Annotated in this window: 18 protein-coding genes; 12 read left to right on the top strand and 6 right to left on the bottom strand. The window is 62.5% G+C overall.

The genetic code is table 11. The annotated features are described in order from the left end of the window. Window positions 1–19: 19 nt before the first annotated feature. Window positions 20–922, bottom strand: coding sequence for a LysR family transcriptional regulator (locus FJ949_RS18040; RefSeq protein WP_140497905.1), 903 nt, complete (start codon window positions 920–922; stop codon window positions 20–22). 114 nt (window positions 923–1,036) lie between these two features. Here FJ949_RS18040 and FJ949_RS18035 point away from each other — a divergent pair, with 114 nt between their 5' ends. The 7 genes from FJ949_RS18035 (at window position 1,037) to FJ949_RS18005 (ending at window position 9,547) form a co-directional block, all read left to right on the top strand. Beyond that, window positions 1,037–2,692 (top strand): ABC transporter substrate-binding protein, encoded by a 1,656-nt coding sequence (locus tag FJ949_RS18035; protein ID WP_140497903.1) that lies wholly within the window; start codon window positions 1,037–1,039, stop codon window positions 2,690–2,692. 171 nt (window positions 2,693–2,863) lie between these two features. After that, the gene (locus FJ949_RS18030) at window positions 2,864–3,733 is read left to right on the top strand and encodes a DUF427 domain-containing protein (protein WP_140497901.1); all 870 of its coding nucleotides are present in this window, start codon (window positions 2,864–2,866) and stop codon (window positions 3,731–3,733) included. An 80-nt stretch (window positions 3,734–3,813) separates the two neighbouring features. Further along, a complete protein-coding gene (locus FJ949_RS18025; RefSeq protein ID WP_140497899.1) occupies window positions 3,814–4,578 on the top strand; it encodes an SDR family oxidoreductase in 765 nt (254 codons plus the stop codon). 447 nt (window positions 4,579–5,025) lie between these two features. Beyond that, window positions 5,026–6,000 (top strand): ABC transporter substrate-binding protein, encoded by a 975-nt coding sequence (locus tag FJ949_RS18020; RefSeq protein ID WP_140497897.1) that lies wholly within the window; start codon window positions 5,026–5,028, stop codon window positions 5,998–6,000. A gap of 76 nt (window positions 6,001–6,076) precedes the next feature. Next, on the top strand, window positions 6,077–7,162 hold the full coding sequence (locus FJ949_RS18015) for a glycine betaine/L-proline ABC transporter ATP-binding protein (RefSeq protein WP_140497895.1): 1,086 nt from the start codon (window positions 6,077–6,079) through the stop codon (window positions 7,160–7,162). Beyond that, window positions 7,159–9,135, top strand: a complete 1,977-nt coding sequence (locus tag FJ949_RS18010) for an ABC transporter permease subunit (RefSeq protein ID WP_140497893.1) — start codon at window positions 7,159–7,161, stop codon at window positions 9,133–9,135. Before FJ949_RS18015 ends, FJ949_RS18010 begins: the two co-directional genes overlap by 4 nt. Window positions 9,136–9,169: 34 nt before the next feature. Beyond that, window positions 9,170–9,547, top strand: a complete 378-nt coding sequence (locus FJ949_RS18005) for a GFA family protein (protein WP_140497891.1) — start codon at window positions 9,170–9,172, stop codon at window positions 9,545–9,547. A gap of 6 nt (window positions 9,548–9,553) precedes the next feature. Here the strand turns inward: FJ949_RS18005 and FJ949_RS18000 are convergent, their stop codons facing one another. Next, complete coding sequence (locus FJ949_RS18000) at window positions 9,554–10,912, bottom strand: NAD(P)/FAD-dependent oxidoreductase (RefSeq protein ID WP_140497889.1); 1,359 nt, start codon at window positions 10,910–10,912, stop codon at window positions 9,554–9,556. Between the two features lie 261 nt (window positions 10,913–11,173). On the opposite strand from FJ949_RS18000, the gene FJ949_RS17995 reads away from it, so the two are divergent. Together FJ949_RS17995 and FJ949_RS17990 are read left to right on the top strand one after the other, a co-directional pair. After that, window positions 11,174–11,896 (top strand): XRE family transcriptional regulator, encoded by a 723-nt coding sequence (locus FJ949_RS17995; RefSeq protein ID WP_140497887.1) that lies wholly within the window; start codon window positions 11,174–11,176, stop codon window positions 11,894–11,896. A gap of 112 nt (window positions 11,897–12,008) precedes the next feature. Continuing rightward, window positions 12,009–12,377, top strand: a complete 369-nt coding sequence (locus FJ949_RS17990) for an endonuclease domain-containing protein (protein WP_140497885.1) — start codon at window positions 12,009–12,011, stop codon at window positions 12,375–12,377. A 129-nt stretch (window positions 12,378–12,506) separates the two neighbouring features. On the opposite strand, the gene FJ949_RS17985 is transcribed toward FJ949_RS17990, so the two are convergent. From FJ949_RS17985 to FJ949_RS17970, 4 genes are read right to left on the bottom strand one after another with little or no spacing between them, the layout of a single operon-like run. Further along, window positions 12,507–13,547, bottom strand: a complete 1,041-nt coding sequence (locus tag FJ949_RS17985) for a DUF3445 domain-containing protein (RefSeq protein ID WP_140497883.1) — start codon at window positions 13,545–13,547, stop codon at window positions 12,507–12,509. 9 nt (window positions 13,548–13,556) lie between these two features. Then, window positions 13,557–14,522 (bottom strand): PDR/VanB family oxidoreductase, encoded by a 966-nt coding sequence (locus tag FJ949_RS17980; RefSeq protein ID WP_140497881.1) that lies wholly within the window; start codon window positions 14,520–14,522, stop codon window positions 13,557–13,559. Then, on the bottom strand, window positions 14,519–15,115 hold the full coding sequence (locus FJ949_RS17975; RefSeq protein WP_140497879.1) for a dimethylamine monooxygenase subunit DmmA family protein: 597 nt from the start codon (window positions 15,113–15,115) through the stop codon (window positions 14,519–14,521). Before FJ949_RS17975 ends, FJ949_RS17980 begins: the two co-directional genes overlap by 4 nt. A gap of 40 nt (window positions 15,116–15,155) precedes the next feature. Beyond that, complete coding sequence (locus tag FJ949_RS17970) at window positions 15,156–16,289, bottom strand: aminomethyltransferase family protein (protein WP_140497877.1); 1,134 nt, start codon at window positions 16,287–16,289, stop codon at window positions 15,156–15,158. A gap of 282 nt (window positions 16,290–16,571) precedes the next feature. Between FJ949_RS17970 and FJ949_RS17965 the strand changes: the two genes are divergently transcribed. From FJ949_RS17965 to FJ949_RS17955, 3 genes are read left to right on the top strand one after another with little or no spacing between them, the layout of a single operon-like run. After that, window positions 16,572–16,853, top strand: coding sequence for a hypothetical protein (locus tag FJ949_RS17965; RefSeq protein WP_140497875.1), 282 nt, complete (start codon window positions 16,572–16,574; stop codon window positions 16,851–16,853). Between the two features lie 15 nt (window positions 16,854–16,868). Next, window positions 16,869–17,246, top strand: a complete 378-nt coding sequence (locus tag FJ949_RS17960; protein ID WP_140497873.1) for a hypothetical protein — start codon at window positions 16,869–16,871, stop codon at window positions 17,244–17,246. 14 nt (window positions 17,247–17,260) lie between these two features. Continuing rightward, entirely contained in the window at window positions 17,261–17,422 is a 162-nt protein-coding gene (locus FJ949_RS17955) for a hypothetical protein (RefSeq protein ID WP_140497871.1), read from the top strand. The last annotated feature ends 1 nt before the right edge of the window (window position 17,423 follow it).

The raw sequence follows: 17,423 nt of genomic DNA, 5'->3' as shown, positions 1-17,423 counted from the left end.
AACATACGGCCCCTGCCCTTCACGGATGGCCGGCCATGCTGAAGGACCGGTCGCCCTCGGCAAAGCCCTGCTCGCCGGCCCAATCCCTCGTCAGTGCCCGCAATCCCGCCAAGGCCACGTCGAGCACATCCGACGACGCCGGATTGCTGGGATAGGCAAGATAGATCGGCCGCTGGAACACGGGCGTGTTCGCGACGCGTTTCATTTCGCCGCGCTCGATATGGCCGCTGACGGCGCTGAGCGGCAGATAGGCGGCGGCTTGCTGCGACAGCACGTGCTGCAAACCGATGAAGACCAGGCCGGCCGAAATGGCCGGCTTGACCATGCCGGCAAACGCCCGATCATGCTCGATGCGGAATTCGAGCCCCCAGTCCATCAGTATGTAGTTCTCGGTCCATGGCTTCGTCTGCGCGGCATGCTGGACAAGCACGACCTGATCGACGGCCAGCGTTTCGTAAACGATTCCGGGATGCGGCCGCGGCAGATAGAGGATGCAGATGTCGAGCAGGCCTTCGGCCAGTTGGTCGATCGCCAGATCGGGAAAACTGCCCTCGAGCCGTAACGCAACGTTCGGCCGCTCGGCGCGCATCCATTCGACCCATGGCGAAGTGATGCGCTCCCACAGATAGGCGGGCGCGGTCAGCCGGAGCAGTGTTTCATAGCCATCGGGAACGGCGATGTCCTGCCTCGATTGCTCCCAGGTGCGGGTGATGGCGGACGCATGCGGCAGGAACTGGCGGCCGGCCGGCGTCAGCGTGATGCCATCGCGGTCGCGGATGAAAAGCCGTCGCCCCAACTGCTCCTCCAGCACTCTTATCCGCGCACTGACGGTGGACTGGGCAAGGTTCAGCCGATTGGCCGCGACGGTGAAGCTGCCATGCTCGGCAATCTCCAGGAAACTGCGCAGGTTTTCGGTGTCCATGCCTTGGCTCTCCGCATCGAAAATTCCGATGGCCCCTATCAAAAAATATCGCTTTCCGCTCGCGGTCAACGATGAACTAGATGGCCTGCCCCAAGACAAGCGAGGATTGCAGCCATGCCGAAGCATTTCGAGAGGATCGACATCGCCCGCCGGAATCTCACTGCAATCGAAAATTCCGCTGTCGACGAATTGCTGGCCGGCCGGCTCGACCGGCGCGATTTCCTGCGCCATGGCAGCGTTCTCGGCCTTTCGCTGCCGTTCTTGGGCAGCCTTGTCGCCGCCGCCGGTCTCGGCACGCAAGAAGCCCGCGCCGAAGGCAAACCGGGCGGCACGGTGCGCGCCGGCGTGGCGCCGCCAGGCGGGGCCATCGATCCCGTCACCTACTACGACAGCGGCAGCTACCAGCTGGTTTTCCAGACCGCCGAATTCCTCTGCGTCACACAGCCGGACCTCACGCTGAAGCCGGTGCTGGCGGAAAGCTGGTCGCCGAACGAGGACGGCAGCGTCTGGACGTTCAAGCTGCGCAAGGGCGTGAAATTCCACAATGGCGAGGACTTCAAGGCCGACGACGTCGTCGCGACCTTCGACCGGCTGGCCGACCCGGACGGGGCCTCGAACGCGCTTTCGGTGTTCAAGGGCCTGCTGTCGAAGGGCGGCACCCGCAAGGTCGACGACCACACCGTCGCCTTCCATCTCGACGTGCCGAACGGCAGCTTTCCCTATTCGGTGTCGATCGACAACTACAATGCCGTCATCCTGCCGGCGAGCTACAAGGGCGACTACGAAAAGACCTTTGAAGGCACCGGCCCGTTCCGGCTGGAGAGCTACACGCCGAAAGTCGGCGCTACCTTCATCCGCAACCCCGATTATTGGGGCGAGAAGGCGTTGCCCGACCGGCTCGAGTTCAAATTCTACGGCGATGTCCAGCCGCGCATCCTGGCGCTGCAGGCCGGCGAAGTGGACATTCTCGACGCCGTTCCGCTCGATGTCAGCCAAGTGGTGCTGAACAGCCCCGACATCACCGTGCTGCGCGTCGCCTCGACCGCGCACCGCCAGCTCCACATGCGCTGCGACATGGCGCCTTTCACCGACAAGCGCGTGCGCCAGGCGCTGGCGCTGTGCATCGACCGTTCCAAGCTGGTGGATGGGCTGTGCCGCGGGATGGCGGCGACCGGCAATGACAGCCCGTTTGCGGCGGCCTTCCCCGCGACCGACAGAACGGTGCCGCAGCGCGCCCAGGACATCGCCAAGGCCAAGCAGCTTATGGAAGCCGTGGGCCTCGGCAGCGGCTTCGACATCACGCTGACGACGCTGCGCTACTCCGACATTCCCGGCTACGCGCAGCTGTTCCAGAACTTCGCCAAGGAGATCGGCGCGCGCGTCTCGCTCAACATCGAGGACCAGGACAAATATTACGGCAAGGCGGTGTTCGGTCAATCGGACTGGCTGGACAGCCCGCTCGGCATCACCGACTACGCCCATCGCAGCGTGCCGAACGTCTTCCTGAAAAGCCCGCTGGTCAGCGACGGCCCGTGGAATGCGGCGCATTTCAAGAGCGCCGCCTATGACGGCATGGTCAATTCCTATCTCAAGGCGCTCGACATCGGCGCGCAGCGGGCGGCGGCGTCAGACATCCAGAAGCTGCTGCTCGACGAGACGCCTGTCATCTTCAGCTATTTCCCCGACCTCCTGGTGCCGGTGCGCAAGAATGTCAGCGGGCTGCCGCCGATCGCCGCCGGCCTGCTGCTCGACCGGGTGTCGCTGGGATAGAGGCTGGATGGACAATTTCTGCTTTCGGGCGGCGAGGCTATCCGCCAGCGGGGCTGCGAAGGGCGATGGGGGGCCATCGTTCGAGCCGCTCGACTCAGGAGAAGCCCGCCGCCCGGAAACCCACTCCGAGACGACTCAATCCAGGTCCATCTCGCTTTGCGCCAGCACTCTATGACAAAAGAAAAGAAACGGGAGACTACCATTCGCAAGCCTCATTTGCGCGGCCGCGGGCCGCATTTTCCCTTGCTCGACACGATCGTGCAGTATGAGTTCGAGCCCGGCTACGTCGCCTTCACCATGCCGATGCAGAAGCGGCTGCGCGTGCAAGTGGGATCGATGATCGTCGCCGACACGACCAGGGCGCTGGTGTTCTACGAATCCGATCACCTGCCGGTCTACTATTTCCCGATGAGCGACGTGCGCGAGGAATTCCTGCTGCCGAGCAGGACGACGACGGAAGATCCGTTCAAGGGCCTGGCCACGCACTACTCGCTCAACACCGGCATCACGCTGGTCGAGGATGCCGCCTGGCGCTATCTCGACCCGGTCAAGGGCTGCCCACCGATCGCGGACTACATGTCCTTCTACTGGCCCAAGATGACGCATTGGTATGAGGAGGACGAGGAGATCTTCGTCCACGCCCGCGACCCGTTCCGGCGGGTCGACTGCCTGCCGTCCTCACGGCGGGTGCAGGTCATCCTGGACGGCGAGCAGGTCGCCGATTCACGGCGCGGCGTGTTCCTGTTCGAGACCGGCCATCCGGTACGCCATTATCTGCCGATCTCCGACACGCGGCTCGATATGTTCGCGCCCAGCCGCTACATCTCGCGCTGCCCCTACAAGGGCATCTCCAACTACTATCACGTGACGACGGGCAAGAAGCGCCACGAGAACCTCGTCTGGTACTATCCCGAGCCGGTGCATGAGGCGGAGCGCATCAAGGGCCTGGTCTGCTTCCATCACGAACTGGTCGACAAGATCCTGGTCGACGGCGTCGAGATCCCGAAAGAAGCCACGGCCGCCTCCGACGGCTATTTCTAGCCGTGTCGCAATGCCCGCGCTGAAGGCTTGATCGGAACGCGGGACAGCGCATACCCTCCCTGAAGCAGGGAGGGTTATCGATGGATCTTTTCAAGCTGGACGGCGATGTCGCGCTGGTTACCGGTGCCGGCAGCGGCATCGGCCAGGCAATCGCGATCGGATTGGCGCAGGCCGGCGCCGACGTCGCCTGTTTCGGCCATGCATCGAAGGGCGGGCTGGAGGAGACCGCACAGCGTATCACCGCGCTTGGGCGCAAGGCGCTGGTGCTGACGGGCACGGTGACGTCCGAGAGCGATCTCGCGGCGGCGACCGACCGCGTCGAGAGCGAACTCGGCGCCCTGACGATTGCCGTCAACAATGCCGGCATCGCCGGATCGGAGCCGGCCGAGACAATGGCCCTGGAGACGTGGCGGAAGGTGCACGAGGTCAATGTCGCCGGCGTGTTCCTTTCCTGCCAGGCCGAAGCGCGCAAGATGCTGGCGCGGCGCAAGGGCTCGATCGTCAACATCGCCTCGATGTCGGGCACCATCGTCAATCGCGGGCTGACGCAGGCGCATTACAATTCCTCGAAGGCCGCCGTCATCCACATGTCGAAGAGCCTCGCCATGGAGTGGGCCGACCGCGGCCTGCGCGTCAACGTGGTCAGCCCGGGCTACACGCTGACGCCGATGAACAAGAGGCCCGAGGTGGCGGAGGAGATCAAGATCTTCAAGCGCGACACGCCGATGGGGCGCATGGCGACGCCCGAGGAAATGGTCGGGCCGACCGTGTTCCTGGCCAGCCGCGCGTCGAGCTTCGTCACCGGCCTCGACCTGATCGTCGATGGCGGCTACGTCTGCTGGTAAGGTGGCTCGGCAGGTGGGTTGGGTGCGACCTCGCCTGCGGTCCGAATTATGCATCCAGCAAGCCTTAGTCATTGCGCGCGATAAGTGTTGGTATATATAATTTCATCTCATGAAACGGTTCTGGCGATGGGGCTTGCCGGGCCGATAGCCGAGGTCAGGGGACCCTGATGGCTCGCATTTTGCAGGGCGTCATAAGGCTGGCAATCGACCCGCAGGTGATCGTTGTCGCAGCGATCCGTCGGCAGCTATGACGCCGACCTTTCAGCACCATTTCCGCAAATCAAACACTCAGCACAATCCACCTGCGCCGGTTTTGGCCGCGCGATGGCGGAAACGGCCTTGCGCAACGGCAGGTCTTTCCAACACAATCAAGAAAAAACCCAGCAAGGGCAGAAAGACGCAAGAAGGGAACGAACGATAACCGTCACAGCTTGAAGGAGAACAAGCATGTCATTTCGGAGCGGAGTTTCTAAACTGTCCATGGGCGCCGCCGCGCTCGCGGCACTGAGCCTGCCAACGCTTTCCGTCCACGCCGCAGCCCCTGAATCCAACGATCCCATCAAGATCGCGCTGTTCGACTGGACCAGCGTCAATCTCAACGCCAAGATTCTCGGCGGTATTCTCGAAAAGCTCGGCTACACCGTCGAATATCCGACCGCCGATTACCTCTCCAGCCTGACCACCGGTCTCACCAATGGCGACCTCGATATCGGCCTGGAATTCTGGGACACGACCGCCGGCGAGGCGATGAAGGCTTCCGACGCCACCGGCCAGACCGAGCGCCTCGGCAAGCTCGGCCCCAAGGCCAAGGAAGAGTGGTGGTTCCCCGAATATATGAAGGAGAAATGCCCGGGCCTGCCCAATTGGGAAGCGCTGAAGGATCCGAAATGCGCCGAGGCCTTTTCGACGGCCGAGACGGCGCCCAAGGGTCGTTATCTCGGCGGTCCGGTGACCTGGGAGGGTTTTGACGACGAGCGCGTCGAGGCACTCAAATTGCCATTCACCGTCATCCACGCCGGCACCGACGCGGCGATGTTCGCGGAGCTCGATTCCGCTTACCAGCGCAAGGCGCCGATCATGCTGTGGATCTATTCGCCGCATTGGGCGCCGGCCAAATACAAGGGCGAATGGGTTCAATTCCCCGAATACACGCCCGAATGCTACAGCGACCCGAAATGGGGCACGAATCCCGACGCCAAATATGATTGCGGCAAGCCGCATGGCGAGATCTGGAAATATGCCTGGAACGGCATGAAGGACAAATGGCCCGTCGCCTACAAGGTGGCCAAGGCCTACACGGTCGACACCGACGAGCTCAACAAGATGAGCGGCGAGATCGACCTCGGCGGCAAGACGCCGGAGGACGTCGCCGCCGCCTGGATCGCCGCCCACGAAGCCGACTGGAAAGCCTGGGCACAGTGATCGCTCCGACTGGAGAATGAGACCCGGCCGTCGATCGGCCGGGCCTCAATCGTCGATATTCCAGAAGGACGCTTGAATGCCTGACAAGACCGAACACGGACCGAACGCTGCGGGCGCGCCAAAGGATGCCCGCCCGATAAAGCTGGCTTGCCGCAATGTCTGGAAACTGTTCGGTTCGAGCGCGGCGAGTTTCATCCGCGAGCGCGACGGCAAGGCCAGCATGGCCGATGTCGCCGCTGCCGGACTGGTCGGGGCGGTACGCGGCGTCGATCTTGAAATCCGCCAGGGCGAGGTCTTCACCATCATGGGGCTCTCGGGGTCGGGCAAGTCGACCCTGGTGCGCTGCATGTCGCGTCTGGTCGAGCCGACGCACGGCAAGGTCGAGTTCGAGGGCAAGAACCTGCTCAAGATCTCGGATGCAGCGCTCATCGAACTCAGGCGCCACCGCATGGGCATGGTGTTCCAGAATTTCGCGCTGCTGCCGCATCTCAACGTGCTGGACAACATCGCCTTTCCGCTCAGCATCCAGGGGCAGGACCGTGCGACGCGCGAAGCACGCGCCCGCGAAGTCATCGAGCTTGTCGGCCTGCGCGGCCGCGAGCATTTCTATCCGCGCGAACTTTCAGGCGGCCAGCAGCAGCGTGTCGGCATCGCCCGCAGCCTGGCGACCAAGCCGGAGATCTGGTTCCTCGACGAACCGTTCTCGGCGCTCGACCCGTTGATCCGCCGCGAGATGCAGGACGAGTTGATGCGATTGCAAACCATGCTGCACAAGACCATCGTCTTCATCACCCATGATTTCGACGAGGCGACAAGGCTGGCCGACCGCATCGCCATCATGAAGGATGGCGAAGTCATCCAGATCGGCACGCCGGAGGAACTGGTGGTTAATCCCGCGACAGACTATGTCGCCGAATTCACCCGCGACGTCGACCGCGCCAAGGTGATCTCGGCGAAGAGCCTGATGCGCGCCTGCGACGGCGCCGAGCATGGCGGCACGGTGGCGCCGGAGGCCAAGATTGCCAGCTTCTCGGCCAGCATCGTGGCGGGCGGCAGACCGTTCGCGGTGATCAACGGCAGCGGCAAGCCGATCGGCGAGGTGACGCCGCAAGCGGTGATCGACCTGCTCGCCGGCATCGAGAGGTCAGGAGCCGGTGCATGACAGTAACGGCAAGCGCCAGTGGGACGAGGCCGCGACCGGCGCAGACCCGGCTGCTGGTCTGGGCCGCAGCGCTTGGCGTGGTGCTGGTCGTGTTCCTGCTCCAGGACAGTCTCCCCTGGGCCGTCAATTATCCGGCCGAGGCGATCGTGCCGGTCGCCGACTGGATCAGCGCCCTGATGCGCTGGATAAAAATAAACCTGTCATGGCTGACGCGGTCGATCACTGCCGTGCTCGGCGTGCCGCTCGACTTCGCGCTCGACCTTCTGGCTAAGAATTTCAAGATCGGCCACGGCGCCGACGCCTATGTGCTGCCGCGCCTGTCCTGGATCGGCATCTGCGCGGCGGCCTTCCTCGCCGGGCATGCCGCTGGCGGTCGCAAGCTCGGCATGCTGGTCGGCGGCTGTTTTCTCTACATCGCGCTGTTCGGCCAATGGACCAGCGCCATGCTGACGCTGGCGCTGATTTCCATCGCCGTGCCATTCTGCATCGCCACGGGATTGTTCGTCGGCATCTGGGCTTGGCGGAAACCCTGGGCGGAGCGGCTGGTGGTCTCCCCTGCCCTCGATCTGATGCAGACCATCCCGACCTTCGCGTACCTCATCCCGATGCTGCTTCTGTTCGGCAACAGCCCGGTTTCGGCGATGATCGCCACCGCCATCTTCGCCACGCCGCCAATGGTGCGGGCAACGATGCTCGGCCTGTCGCGGGTGCCGTCCGAGATCGACGATTTCAGCGAGATGGCCGGCTGCACGGCGCGGCAGAAACTGTGGCGCGTGCTTTTGCCGTCGGCGCGGCCGACGCTGATGGTCGGCGTCAACCAGGTGATCATGCTGGCGCTGAACATGGTGATCATCGCCTCGATGATCGGCGCCGGCGGGCTAGGCTATGACGTGTTGCTGGCGCTGCGTGCGCTGAAGGTCGGCGAAGCCATGGAAGCGGGGCTGGCCATCGTGGCGCTAGCCATCGCGCTCGACCGGCTGAGCCAGGCCATCGCCGCCAACCATGCAAAAGGTCACGTCCACCGGCAAGTCCAGCCCGCCTTCTGGCGGCGCAATCTGACGCTGGCCGTCGCCATCCTGATCGTCACCACACTGCTTGGCCTCTTCGTGCCTGCCTTCGCGGCGGTGCCGAAGGCGATCACCTTCACCACCGCGCCATTGTGGAAAGCGGCGGTGAATTGGGTGACGATCAACTTCTTCGATGTCATCGAGGCGTTCCGCGTGGCGCTGATCCTTAACGTGCTGAACCCGGTGCGGGCCTTCTGCGAGGGCTTTCCGTGGCTGGGCGCGGTGTTCCTGCTCGGCCTTGCCGGCTTTCAGCTTTCCGGGTTGCGCCTGGCCGCTCTGGTGGCAGTGCTGACCGCCTTCTGCGCCGTCACCGGGCTGTGGGAAAAGACGATGGCGACCGTCTATCTCTGCGGCATCTCGGCTTTCATCGCTTGCCTGATCGGCATTCCGATCGGCCTGATGGCCGCGCGCAGCGACCGCTTCGAGAAGGTGACCACGCCCGTCATCGACACGCTGCAGGTGCTGCCCTCCTTCTGCTTCATCATTCCGGTGGTGATGCTTTTCCGCGTCGGCGACGTCACCGCGATGATCGCAACGATCGCCTTCGCCGTGGTGCCGGGGATCCGCTACACCAATCACGGCATCAGGCAGGTGCCGCCGGCACTGATCGAGGCGGCCAAGGTTTCGGGCTGCACGCCGCGCCAGACTTTCTTTCGCGTGCAATTGCCACTCGCGCTGCCCGAGATCATGCTGGGCGTCAACCAGACGATCCTGATGGCGTTGGCGATGATCATCATCTGCGCCATGGTCGGCACCCGTGATCTCGGCCAGGAGGTGTTCATCGCGCTGTCCAAGGCCGATTCGGGCCGCGGCATCGTCGCAGGGCTCGCCATCGCCTTCATCGGCATCGTCGCCGACCGGCTGTTCAATGCCTGGACGGCCAAGGCACGGGCGAGGCTGGGTTAAAGCTCAACCGGCGAACTTATCAAGGGAGGAAGACATGACCAGCAGGATTGCCCGCTGCACCTGTGGCCAATTGCAGATCCGCTGTCCGCAACAGCCGGCCAAAATATCGCTTTGCCACTGCCTGGACTGCCAGCGGCGCACCGGCAGTCCGTTCGGGATAGCGGCTTTTTTCGATGCCGACGCGATCGACATCGAGGGCTCATCCCAGACATTCCGGCGCAATTCCGACAGCGGCTTTCCCGTCACTTTCCACTTCTGCGGAAACTGCGGCTCGACGGTGTTCTGGTATCCGTCGCGCAAACCGGAGGCGGTCGCTGTCGCGGTCGGCTGTTTCGCCGATCCGTCTTTCCCTGCGCCGACGCAAGCCGTCTATGGCGAAAGCCGCCACGACTGGGTCGTGTTGCCGGCCTGAAAGCCGCTACTCCGCCGCGACGCCCTTCACTTCCAGATAGCTCTCCATCGAATCGTCCAGCGCCTGCAGCCACGGCGTATGATGCAGCGGCGCCATGGTGCCGGTCATCAACGAGCGGTAGGAATGGTCGCGGAAGCTCATGATGTCTTCCACCTTGTGATGCTCCCATTCCATGAAGGTCTGGTTGACCGCCTCGACGTCGAAGCCGGGATAGTCGGTCTGGTCCATCAGTTCCTTGGTGTAGTCGCCCTGGAACCAGATCATCTGCTCGGCGTCTTCCAGCGTCTCCTCGCGCGCCCGCCATCTGGCGCCGTGCTCGGCCATTGCCTGCGCGGACGGCAGCTTGATGCGGCCCATGATGACGTCGCGCGCGAACCAAGCCTGCGCGTCGAACATGTTGAAAGTGTAGAACTGGTCCTGCATGCCAATGTAGAAAAGCTTCGGGTTCTTCTCCCAAACGACGCCTTCATAGAGATCCAGCGGCCACATGCGGTTGGCGGTCTTGAGCTTCAGGTCGTCGGTGAGGAAGGGGAAGGAATGGAGATAGCCGGTGCACAGGATGATTGCGTCGATATCCTTGGTTGAACCATCCTTGAAATGCGCGGTCTTGCCGACGACCTTGTGGAGCAGCGGCACCTCTTTCCAGTTCTCAGGCCATTTGAAGCCCATCGGCTTGGAGCGGTAGCTCGAGGTGATCGACTTCGCCCCGTATTTGTAGCACTGCGAGCCGATGTCCTCGGCCGAATAGGAGCGGCCGATGATCAGGATGTCCTTGCCCTTGAATTCCATCGCGTCGCGGAAATCGTGGCTGTGCAGGATGCGGCCGTTGAAGGTCGAGAACCCCTCGAAATAGGGAACGTTTGGCACCGAGAAATGCCCGGACGCGACGACGACATTGTCGAACTCTTCCGAATAGGTGACGTCGTTGGTGCGGTCATGCGCGGTGACGGTGAATTTCTTCGTCTCGTCCGAGAAGGTCACCATGCGCACAGGACTGTTGAAGCGCACCCATTTGCGCACGCCTGACTTTTCGACGCGGCCCTTGATGTAGTCCCACAGCACGGCGCGCGGGGGATAGGAGCCGATCGGCCGGCCGAAATGTTCCTCGAACGTGTAGTCGGCGAATTCCAGGCATTCCTTCGGTCCGTTCGACCAGAGGTAGCGGTACATCGAGCCGTGCACCGGATCGCCATGCTCGTCGAGGCCGGTGCGCCATGTATAATTCCACAGGCCGCCCCAGTCGGACTGCTTTTCGAAGCAGACGATCTCGGGAATGTCTGCCCCTTTGTCGGCCGCTGACTTGAAGGCCCTGAGCTGTGCCAGGCCGGACGGTCCGGCCCCGATGACGGCAACGCGAGTGTTCATGTCCGGGCCTCCATTTTTTTGATTTCCCCAGCGAAACAAATTTCACTGGCAGTGACAGTAATTGGCCCTCCGGCACTGTCAACAGCCATCTGCGGGAACGGCGTTTGCGCAAGGCGGATTCCTGGCGAAGAACCCGCATTGGCCGAAATCGCGGGATTGGCGCATGCGGCATAAGACGGCTTGCCGACGCGGCTGCGCTCATGTATCGCCACCGAATATGTTCACCTTGAGTGAAATAAATCCGCGAAGTCCGGGGGCGACATGGCGAAAAACGCTTCAAATCCAAAGGCCGGTGCTGGAGCCGGCGGCGCAAAGGCAAAGCCGCTGCCAAAGGTCTCGGTGGACGGGAAGACCATCCGCGCGCCGCTGACCCAGAACCCGCACGCCATCCGCGACACGCGTGAAAAGGTGCTGGAAGTGGCGATCGGCCGCGAGGTGCGCGCGTTCCGCAAGAAGCTCGGCATCACCGTCGCCGATCTGGCGGTCGCCACCGACATTTCGCTGGGCATGCTGTCGAAGATCGAGAACGGCATCACCTCGCCGTCGCTGACCACCTTGCAGGCGCTGTCGCGGGCGCTGGGTGTTCCCGTCACCGCCTTCTTCCGCCGCTTCGAAGAGGAGCGCAGCGCCGTTTTCGTCAAGGCGGGCGAAGGGTTGGACGTCGAGCGCCGCGGCACGCGCGCCGGCCACCAGTACAATCTGCTTGGCCATATCGGCTCAAACACCAGCGGCGTCGTCGTCGAGCCCTATCTGATCACGCTGACCGAGGATTCGGACGTGTTCCCGACCTTCCAGCACGAGGGCATGGAGTTCCTCTATATGCTGGAGGGCGAGGTCGTTTACCGACACGGCAGCAATCTCTACCCGATGAAGCCCGGCGACAGCCTGTTCTTCGACGCCGACGCCCCGCACGGACCGGAGCAGCTGACGAAACTGCCCATGCGCTATCTGTCGATTATTTGCTATCCGCAGAGCGCGGGTTAACGGGGCTCTATTTCCTTTTTTACAGCATTGGCGATTGGCGAAAGCCGAAGTGACATCCGATCTCCCCCCTTGAGGGGGAGATGTCCGGCAGGACAGAGGGGGGCGGACCGCGATGACGCATAATCTCGTATCCTCCAACAACCGCCGCAATGCGCGCAGGATGCGCAAGGTGATGACCGACGCCGAACTCAAGCTCTGGAATGAGATCAGGGCACATAGGTTGATGGGACTGGGGTTTCGGCGCCAGATGCCTATCGCCGGCCATATCGTCGATTTTGCATGCCCGGACAAAAAGCTGATCGTCGAGCTTGATGGTTCCCAGCATGGCCAAGCCGAAGCGTTGGAATTGGACGCTGCAAGAACCGCCAAGTTCGAAGCCCTGGGCTGGACCGTCCTGCGCTTCTGGAACGACGATGTTATCCGCGACATCGACAGTGTCTGCCAGCATGTCGTGATTGTGGCCGGGCTGGGCGGCGGGTGAGTTTCGCGGAGCGTTAGAGGTTGGACATTGGGCAAGGCCTGCGCTCCACGGCGCCCCCCTCTGCCCTGCCGAGCATCTCCCCCTCTTGGGGGGAGATTGGCTGCTTGGAGGGCAGCGTCAATACAGCAATCAATCCGGCCCGAATCCCGGGCTCGTCGCACTGCCATCATCCAATTTCGACAGCCACTCGACCAGTGTCGGGCGGTAGCGCGTCAGCCCCTTGTAGGTGGCAAGCTCCTCGGGCAGGTCGCGGACGACGCGGTGCAGGCGGCGCGCCCATTTCGGTTGCGTCACCAGCTCGTCCATCTTGATCAGGTAGCAGCGGATCGGGAAGACGATGGCGTTGGAGCGCGGCAGGCGCCAGAAGCTCTGCAACTCGACGCGCAGATGCACCTTGTCGCCGACATTGTCGGGCGTCACCGTCGCCCGGTCCGGGCCCCATTTGTGATAATTCTCGGGGCTGGTGTCGAGGCGCGGATTGACGGTCATGGTCCAGTTCAGGCGACGCGCCGGCTTGCCCTGCTGGATGTTGATGAGGAACTTCAGCGCCCTGACGAAAATCCCCTTTTCATGTGCCAGCGGTACCGGCGCGTGCCACTCGAAGAAGTTCATGCCGATGTCAAAATCGAGCGACCAGTCGGCCTGGGTGGTGACCATTCCGGCATCCATCCAAAGATTGCCGTCGCGCTGATCGAGGATGCAGAAATCGCCCTGGCTCTGGCGGGTGATGTACTCCATCGGCCCGTAAGGCAGCGTCGTTGTGTCGCCGAAGGTGAAGGTGTCATCGATGCCGAGCGGCCGGTTGATCCAGCGCCAGCGATCGCCGTCTCGGGTCAGCGTGAAATGCTCGGGATAGCCCAGCGCCTGCTGCTCCATCAGAAGTTCGAGCAGATCCCAGCCGGCGAGCGTCATGTGCGGCAGCGACTGGCAGCGCAACGGATCCTCGGCCAGGACCAGAGCGCGGTCCTGCATCTCGGCGACATAGTGCTCATCGACATCTATCAGGTTTTCCAGCACGCTGCCCTTCGGACCGACGACATGCGGCTCGATGTTGACCGCATACATGTAGCTGTCTTCATGGAACGGAAACGGGAACCGCCTGATGTGCTCAGGGCTGTTCCTGAAGGTGAAGTCGTCGCGAAACGTTTCCTTGCGAAAGGTGATGCCCAAGCTCGCCTCCTATCTTTCCAAGACCAGCGATTTGCCTTCGAAGCGCGACACGCACGGCATGATCTTGCAGCCGGAGCGATGATCTTCCTCGCTCAGCCAATGGTCGTTGTGGATGAACTTGCCGTCGGACGCGATGACGTTGGTTTCGCATTGGCCGCAAACGCCGCCGCGGCAGAGATAGGGCGGATCGACGCCGGCCGCCTCGATCGCCTCGAGCAGGCTCTGCTGCTCGCCGACCCGGATGCTCTTGCCGCTGACGGCCAGCGTCACATCGAAGGGCAATCCCGGTTGCGGCGCCGCGAAATGCTCGAAATGCACGGTCTCCGGTGGCCAGCCAAGCGCGGCGGCGCGCTCGCGCACCCAGCCGATCATGCCTGCCGGACCGCAGACATAGAGATGCGTGCCGAGCGGCTGCGACGACAGCAGCCGGTCGAGGTCTATGCGTTCCCCGCGGTCGTCGTGATAGAGCCGGACCCGGCGGCCGTAGCGCTGTTGCAGCACATCGGCATAGGTGCCGAGCGAAGCCGTGCGGCAGGTGTAGTGCAGTTCGAAATTGCCGCCCTCGCCTGCCAACTGCGCGGTCTGGGCCATGAAGGGCGTGATGCCGATGCCGCCCGCCAGCATCAAATGTTTCTTCGCCCGGAGATCGAGTGAGAACAGATTGACTGGATAGGAGATCACCATCTCCAGGCCGGGCTTGACGCTCCGGTGCATAAACAGCGAGCCGCCCCGGCCGACATCGTCGCGACGTATCGAGATCGTGTATTCGCGCGTGTCGAGCGGCGAGCCCATCAGCGAATAGGGATTGAGCCTTGTGCGGTCGCCGTCGCGCATCTCGACCACGACATGGGCGCCGCCTGAAAAGGTCGGCAACAGCTCGCCGTCGCGGCGGCGGAAATGAAAGCGGGTGACCAGCTCGTTGACGGGCACAACATCGCTGACGACGACGTCGAGCTTGGTGGTGCCGGTGCTCATCGGAAGACCTCCTCGAACGGAGGAATTTCGCTGCGATCCTCGGCATTGATGCAGACGCCCTGGAACGCCGCCAGCCGCCGCGAATAGTGGTCGCGTACCAGAAGTAGCAGGCCGCAATGCGAGCAGGTGGCGGGTTGCGTCGTTACATTCTCGGTGATGCCCTTGCAATGCACGCACTGCACGCGGCGCGCCAGCGAGCCGCGATGTTCGGTCTGGATCGCGGTGTGGTCGATGCCGGCATCGAGCGCCACCTGCATGGCCTGGCCGATCAGCCCTTCGGTACCGGCGAGATAGAGGCGCAGGCCCATATGCGCGTTATCAAGCGTCTGTTTCAGCCGCGGCAGCAGACTGGCGAAGGACGGCGCCTGGTGGAAGCGCGCCGGTTTCAGCGCTTCGAGAGCGGCGACTTGCCTGTCGTCCGGCCCGGGAATGAAGACGATCTCGGCACCGTCGAAGAACCCGTCCGGAGCCGTTTTGGCCATGTCCGCTATCGCGAGCGCACCCTCGGCATCGGCGATGAAAAGATGGTGCTTGCCGGGCTGCGGAGACAAGGTTCCGTAGACGGGCCGGCTGATGATCGACTTGGCTGCCATTCTCTGCTTCGTGCCTCGAACCCTCGCCTTCGACTATGCCTCAGCCTTTCGCCGTGCGCTTGGTCTTCTTTGGGTCGTCGAACGGCAATGGCTGCGCCGTCGCCTTGATCGATCCGCTCCTGTTGCGGATCTCGAGCCTTGTGTCCTTGACGGCGCAGTCGACGTCGAGGCGGGCGATGCCCATCGATTTCTCGACCAGCGGCGAATACATGGCGCAGGTGACGACGCCGACTTTCTTCCCATCGCGATAGACCGGGGCGCCCTCGTCGGCCGGCTCCTTGCCGTCGAGCAACACGCCATAGATCTTGAAGCGCTCCTTGCCCTTGAGACGGTAGTGCTCCTCGGCGCCGCGAAAGCCGGTCTTTCCCGGGCTGACGGTGAAGTCGAGGCCGAGTTCCCACAGCGTGTCGCCGGGGCCTTCATTCTCGAACGGATATTTCTGCGAATTGTCGTAGGGATAGAACAGGAGATAGCTCTCGACGCGCAGCATGTCGAGCGTAGTGAAGCGGCACGGGATGATGCCGGCGCTCTTGCCCTCGTCGAGGATCCTGTCCCAGATCGTGCCGGCATCCTGGCCGCGGCAGAAGATTTCATAGCCGCGCTCGCCGGTATAGCCGGTGCGCGAGATCATCACCGGAAAACCGAAGAGCTGCGTCTGCATGTGATGGAAATAGTTGAGGTCGCGAATGCCCGGCACGTGCCTGGCAAGATAGTCGACCGCCGCCGGCCCCTGCAGCGAGAGGTCGTGCAGATTGTCGTCGAAGCGCAGCGACACGTCCCTGCCCATCGCCGCCCGCTGCAACTCCTCATGTCCGGTTCCCGAGCCATGCACCACCATCCAGCTATTCGGCCCGGTGCGGTAGAGGATGCAGTCGTCGGTGAATTTTCCCGCCTCGTTGAGCATGCAGGCATAGGCCGATTTGCCGGGATAGATTTTTTCGACGTCGCGCGTGGTGGCGAGATCGATGAGGTGCGAGGCGTGCGGGCCTGTGATGTGGACCTTCTTCAGGCCCGAGACATCCATCAGCCCGGCCTTGGTGCGGATAGCGATGTATTCCTCGTCGGCATCCTTGTCGTAGGTCCAGGCGGTGCCCATGCCGCTCCAGTCTTCGAGTTTCGAACCCAGCGCGCGATGGCGATCCGCCAGGGTTGAAAATCTCCAGGATGCCGTCATCCGATCCTCCGTTTGATATTTTGATTATGTTCCCTGCTCCTGTGCGCGTGGGCTGGAGCTTTGAGCGAATATTGATCGCAAACGCGGGAGGCCTGCAATCCCCTGAAAGCAAATAATTTCATTGTCAGGCAAATTCGTCATCCGAACAAGGCGGTTAACTCTGCGTAAATTCGTCTTGACAATTTCCGAATTCGGTCTGAATTTATGAAAAAAATTTCACTCTCTTGAAAGAGAACGGCGGGCGGTGGATTCGGAACCGGACGTCGAAAAAGGGGAAAACCGATGTCAGACCTGCAGCAGCGCATCGAGGCGCTGTACCGTTCCGACTTGCGCGGATCCGCGCTCCTGATCATCTGCCTGTGGGCGACGATCCTCTTCGTCCTCTTCATGACATGGCCGCATATCCCGCATGACGGCATCAAGGCCGTCGTCGCGATTGCCGCCGCCGCGGTGCTGATCTTCAACACGGCGGCGATCCTGGCCATGGTCAACCACTACAAGGAAGACAAGGAGTTCATCTACGGGCTCGACATCAAGAATTACGACCGCAACCGCAAATCCTGAGGGGGGGAGAGAAGCATGTCCCGCTACACGCCGCCGCAACAGAGCAAGGCCGGGCAGGTCTTCGATATCGCCGTCGTCGTGGTCGCCATCTTCGTGGCGCTGTGGCTGCCGCTGAAACTGGGATTGGCGGGAGCAGCCAAGTCCATCGATGCGCTCGACGCCAAGACCTGGGAGGCGCTCGGCCAGAACCCGACCATGGCGTCGATCTGGGAAAGGCTCGGCTATACGCCCGAGACCGCGCACGACATCATCCAGAACCGTTTCCACTACATCATCGACTGGCCGACGCTGGTTGTCATGGCAGCCGTGTTGATCGGTTATTTCGTGTTCCTGTTCCGGGCATCGGACCGTGAATATCGCGACGTCATCAACGAGAAGTTCGACGAGAAATAATCCGGGGACAGACCATGTGGATAGTACTCTCTTACGCATGCTGGGGCATCTCGATCGTGCTTGCGCTGTGGATGCTCTACGATTGGTTCAAGGTCGATACGACCTACTCCGAGGATGTGCTGACGTCCTCGCGCGAAGGCGAACTTGAAGCCGCTTCCGAAAAACACCGGATCTGAG

This window comes from Mesorhizobium sp. B2-4-1, from assembly GCF_006442185.1.
In the GTDB taxonomy this organism is placed as follows: domain Bacteria; phylum Pseudomonadota; class Alphaproteobacteria; order Rhizobiales; family Rhizobiaceae; genus Mesorhizobium.
This window is presented reverse-complemented; position numbering and strand designations above follow the sequence as displayed.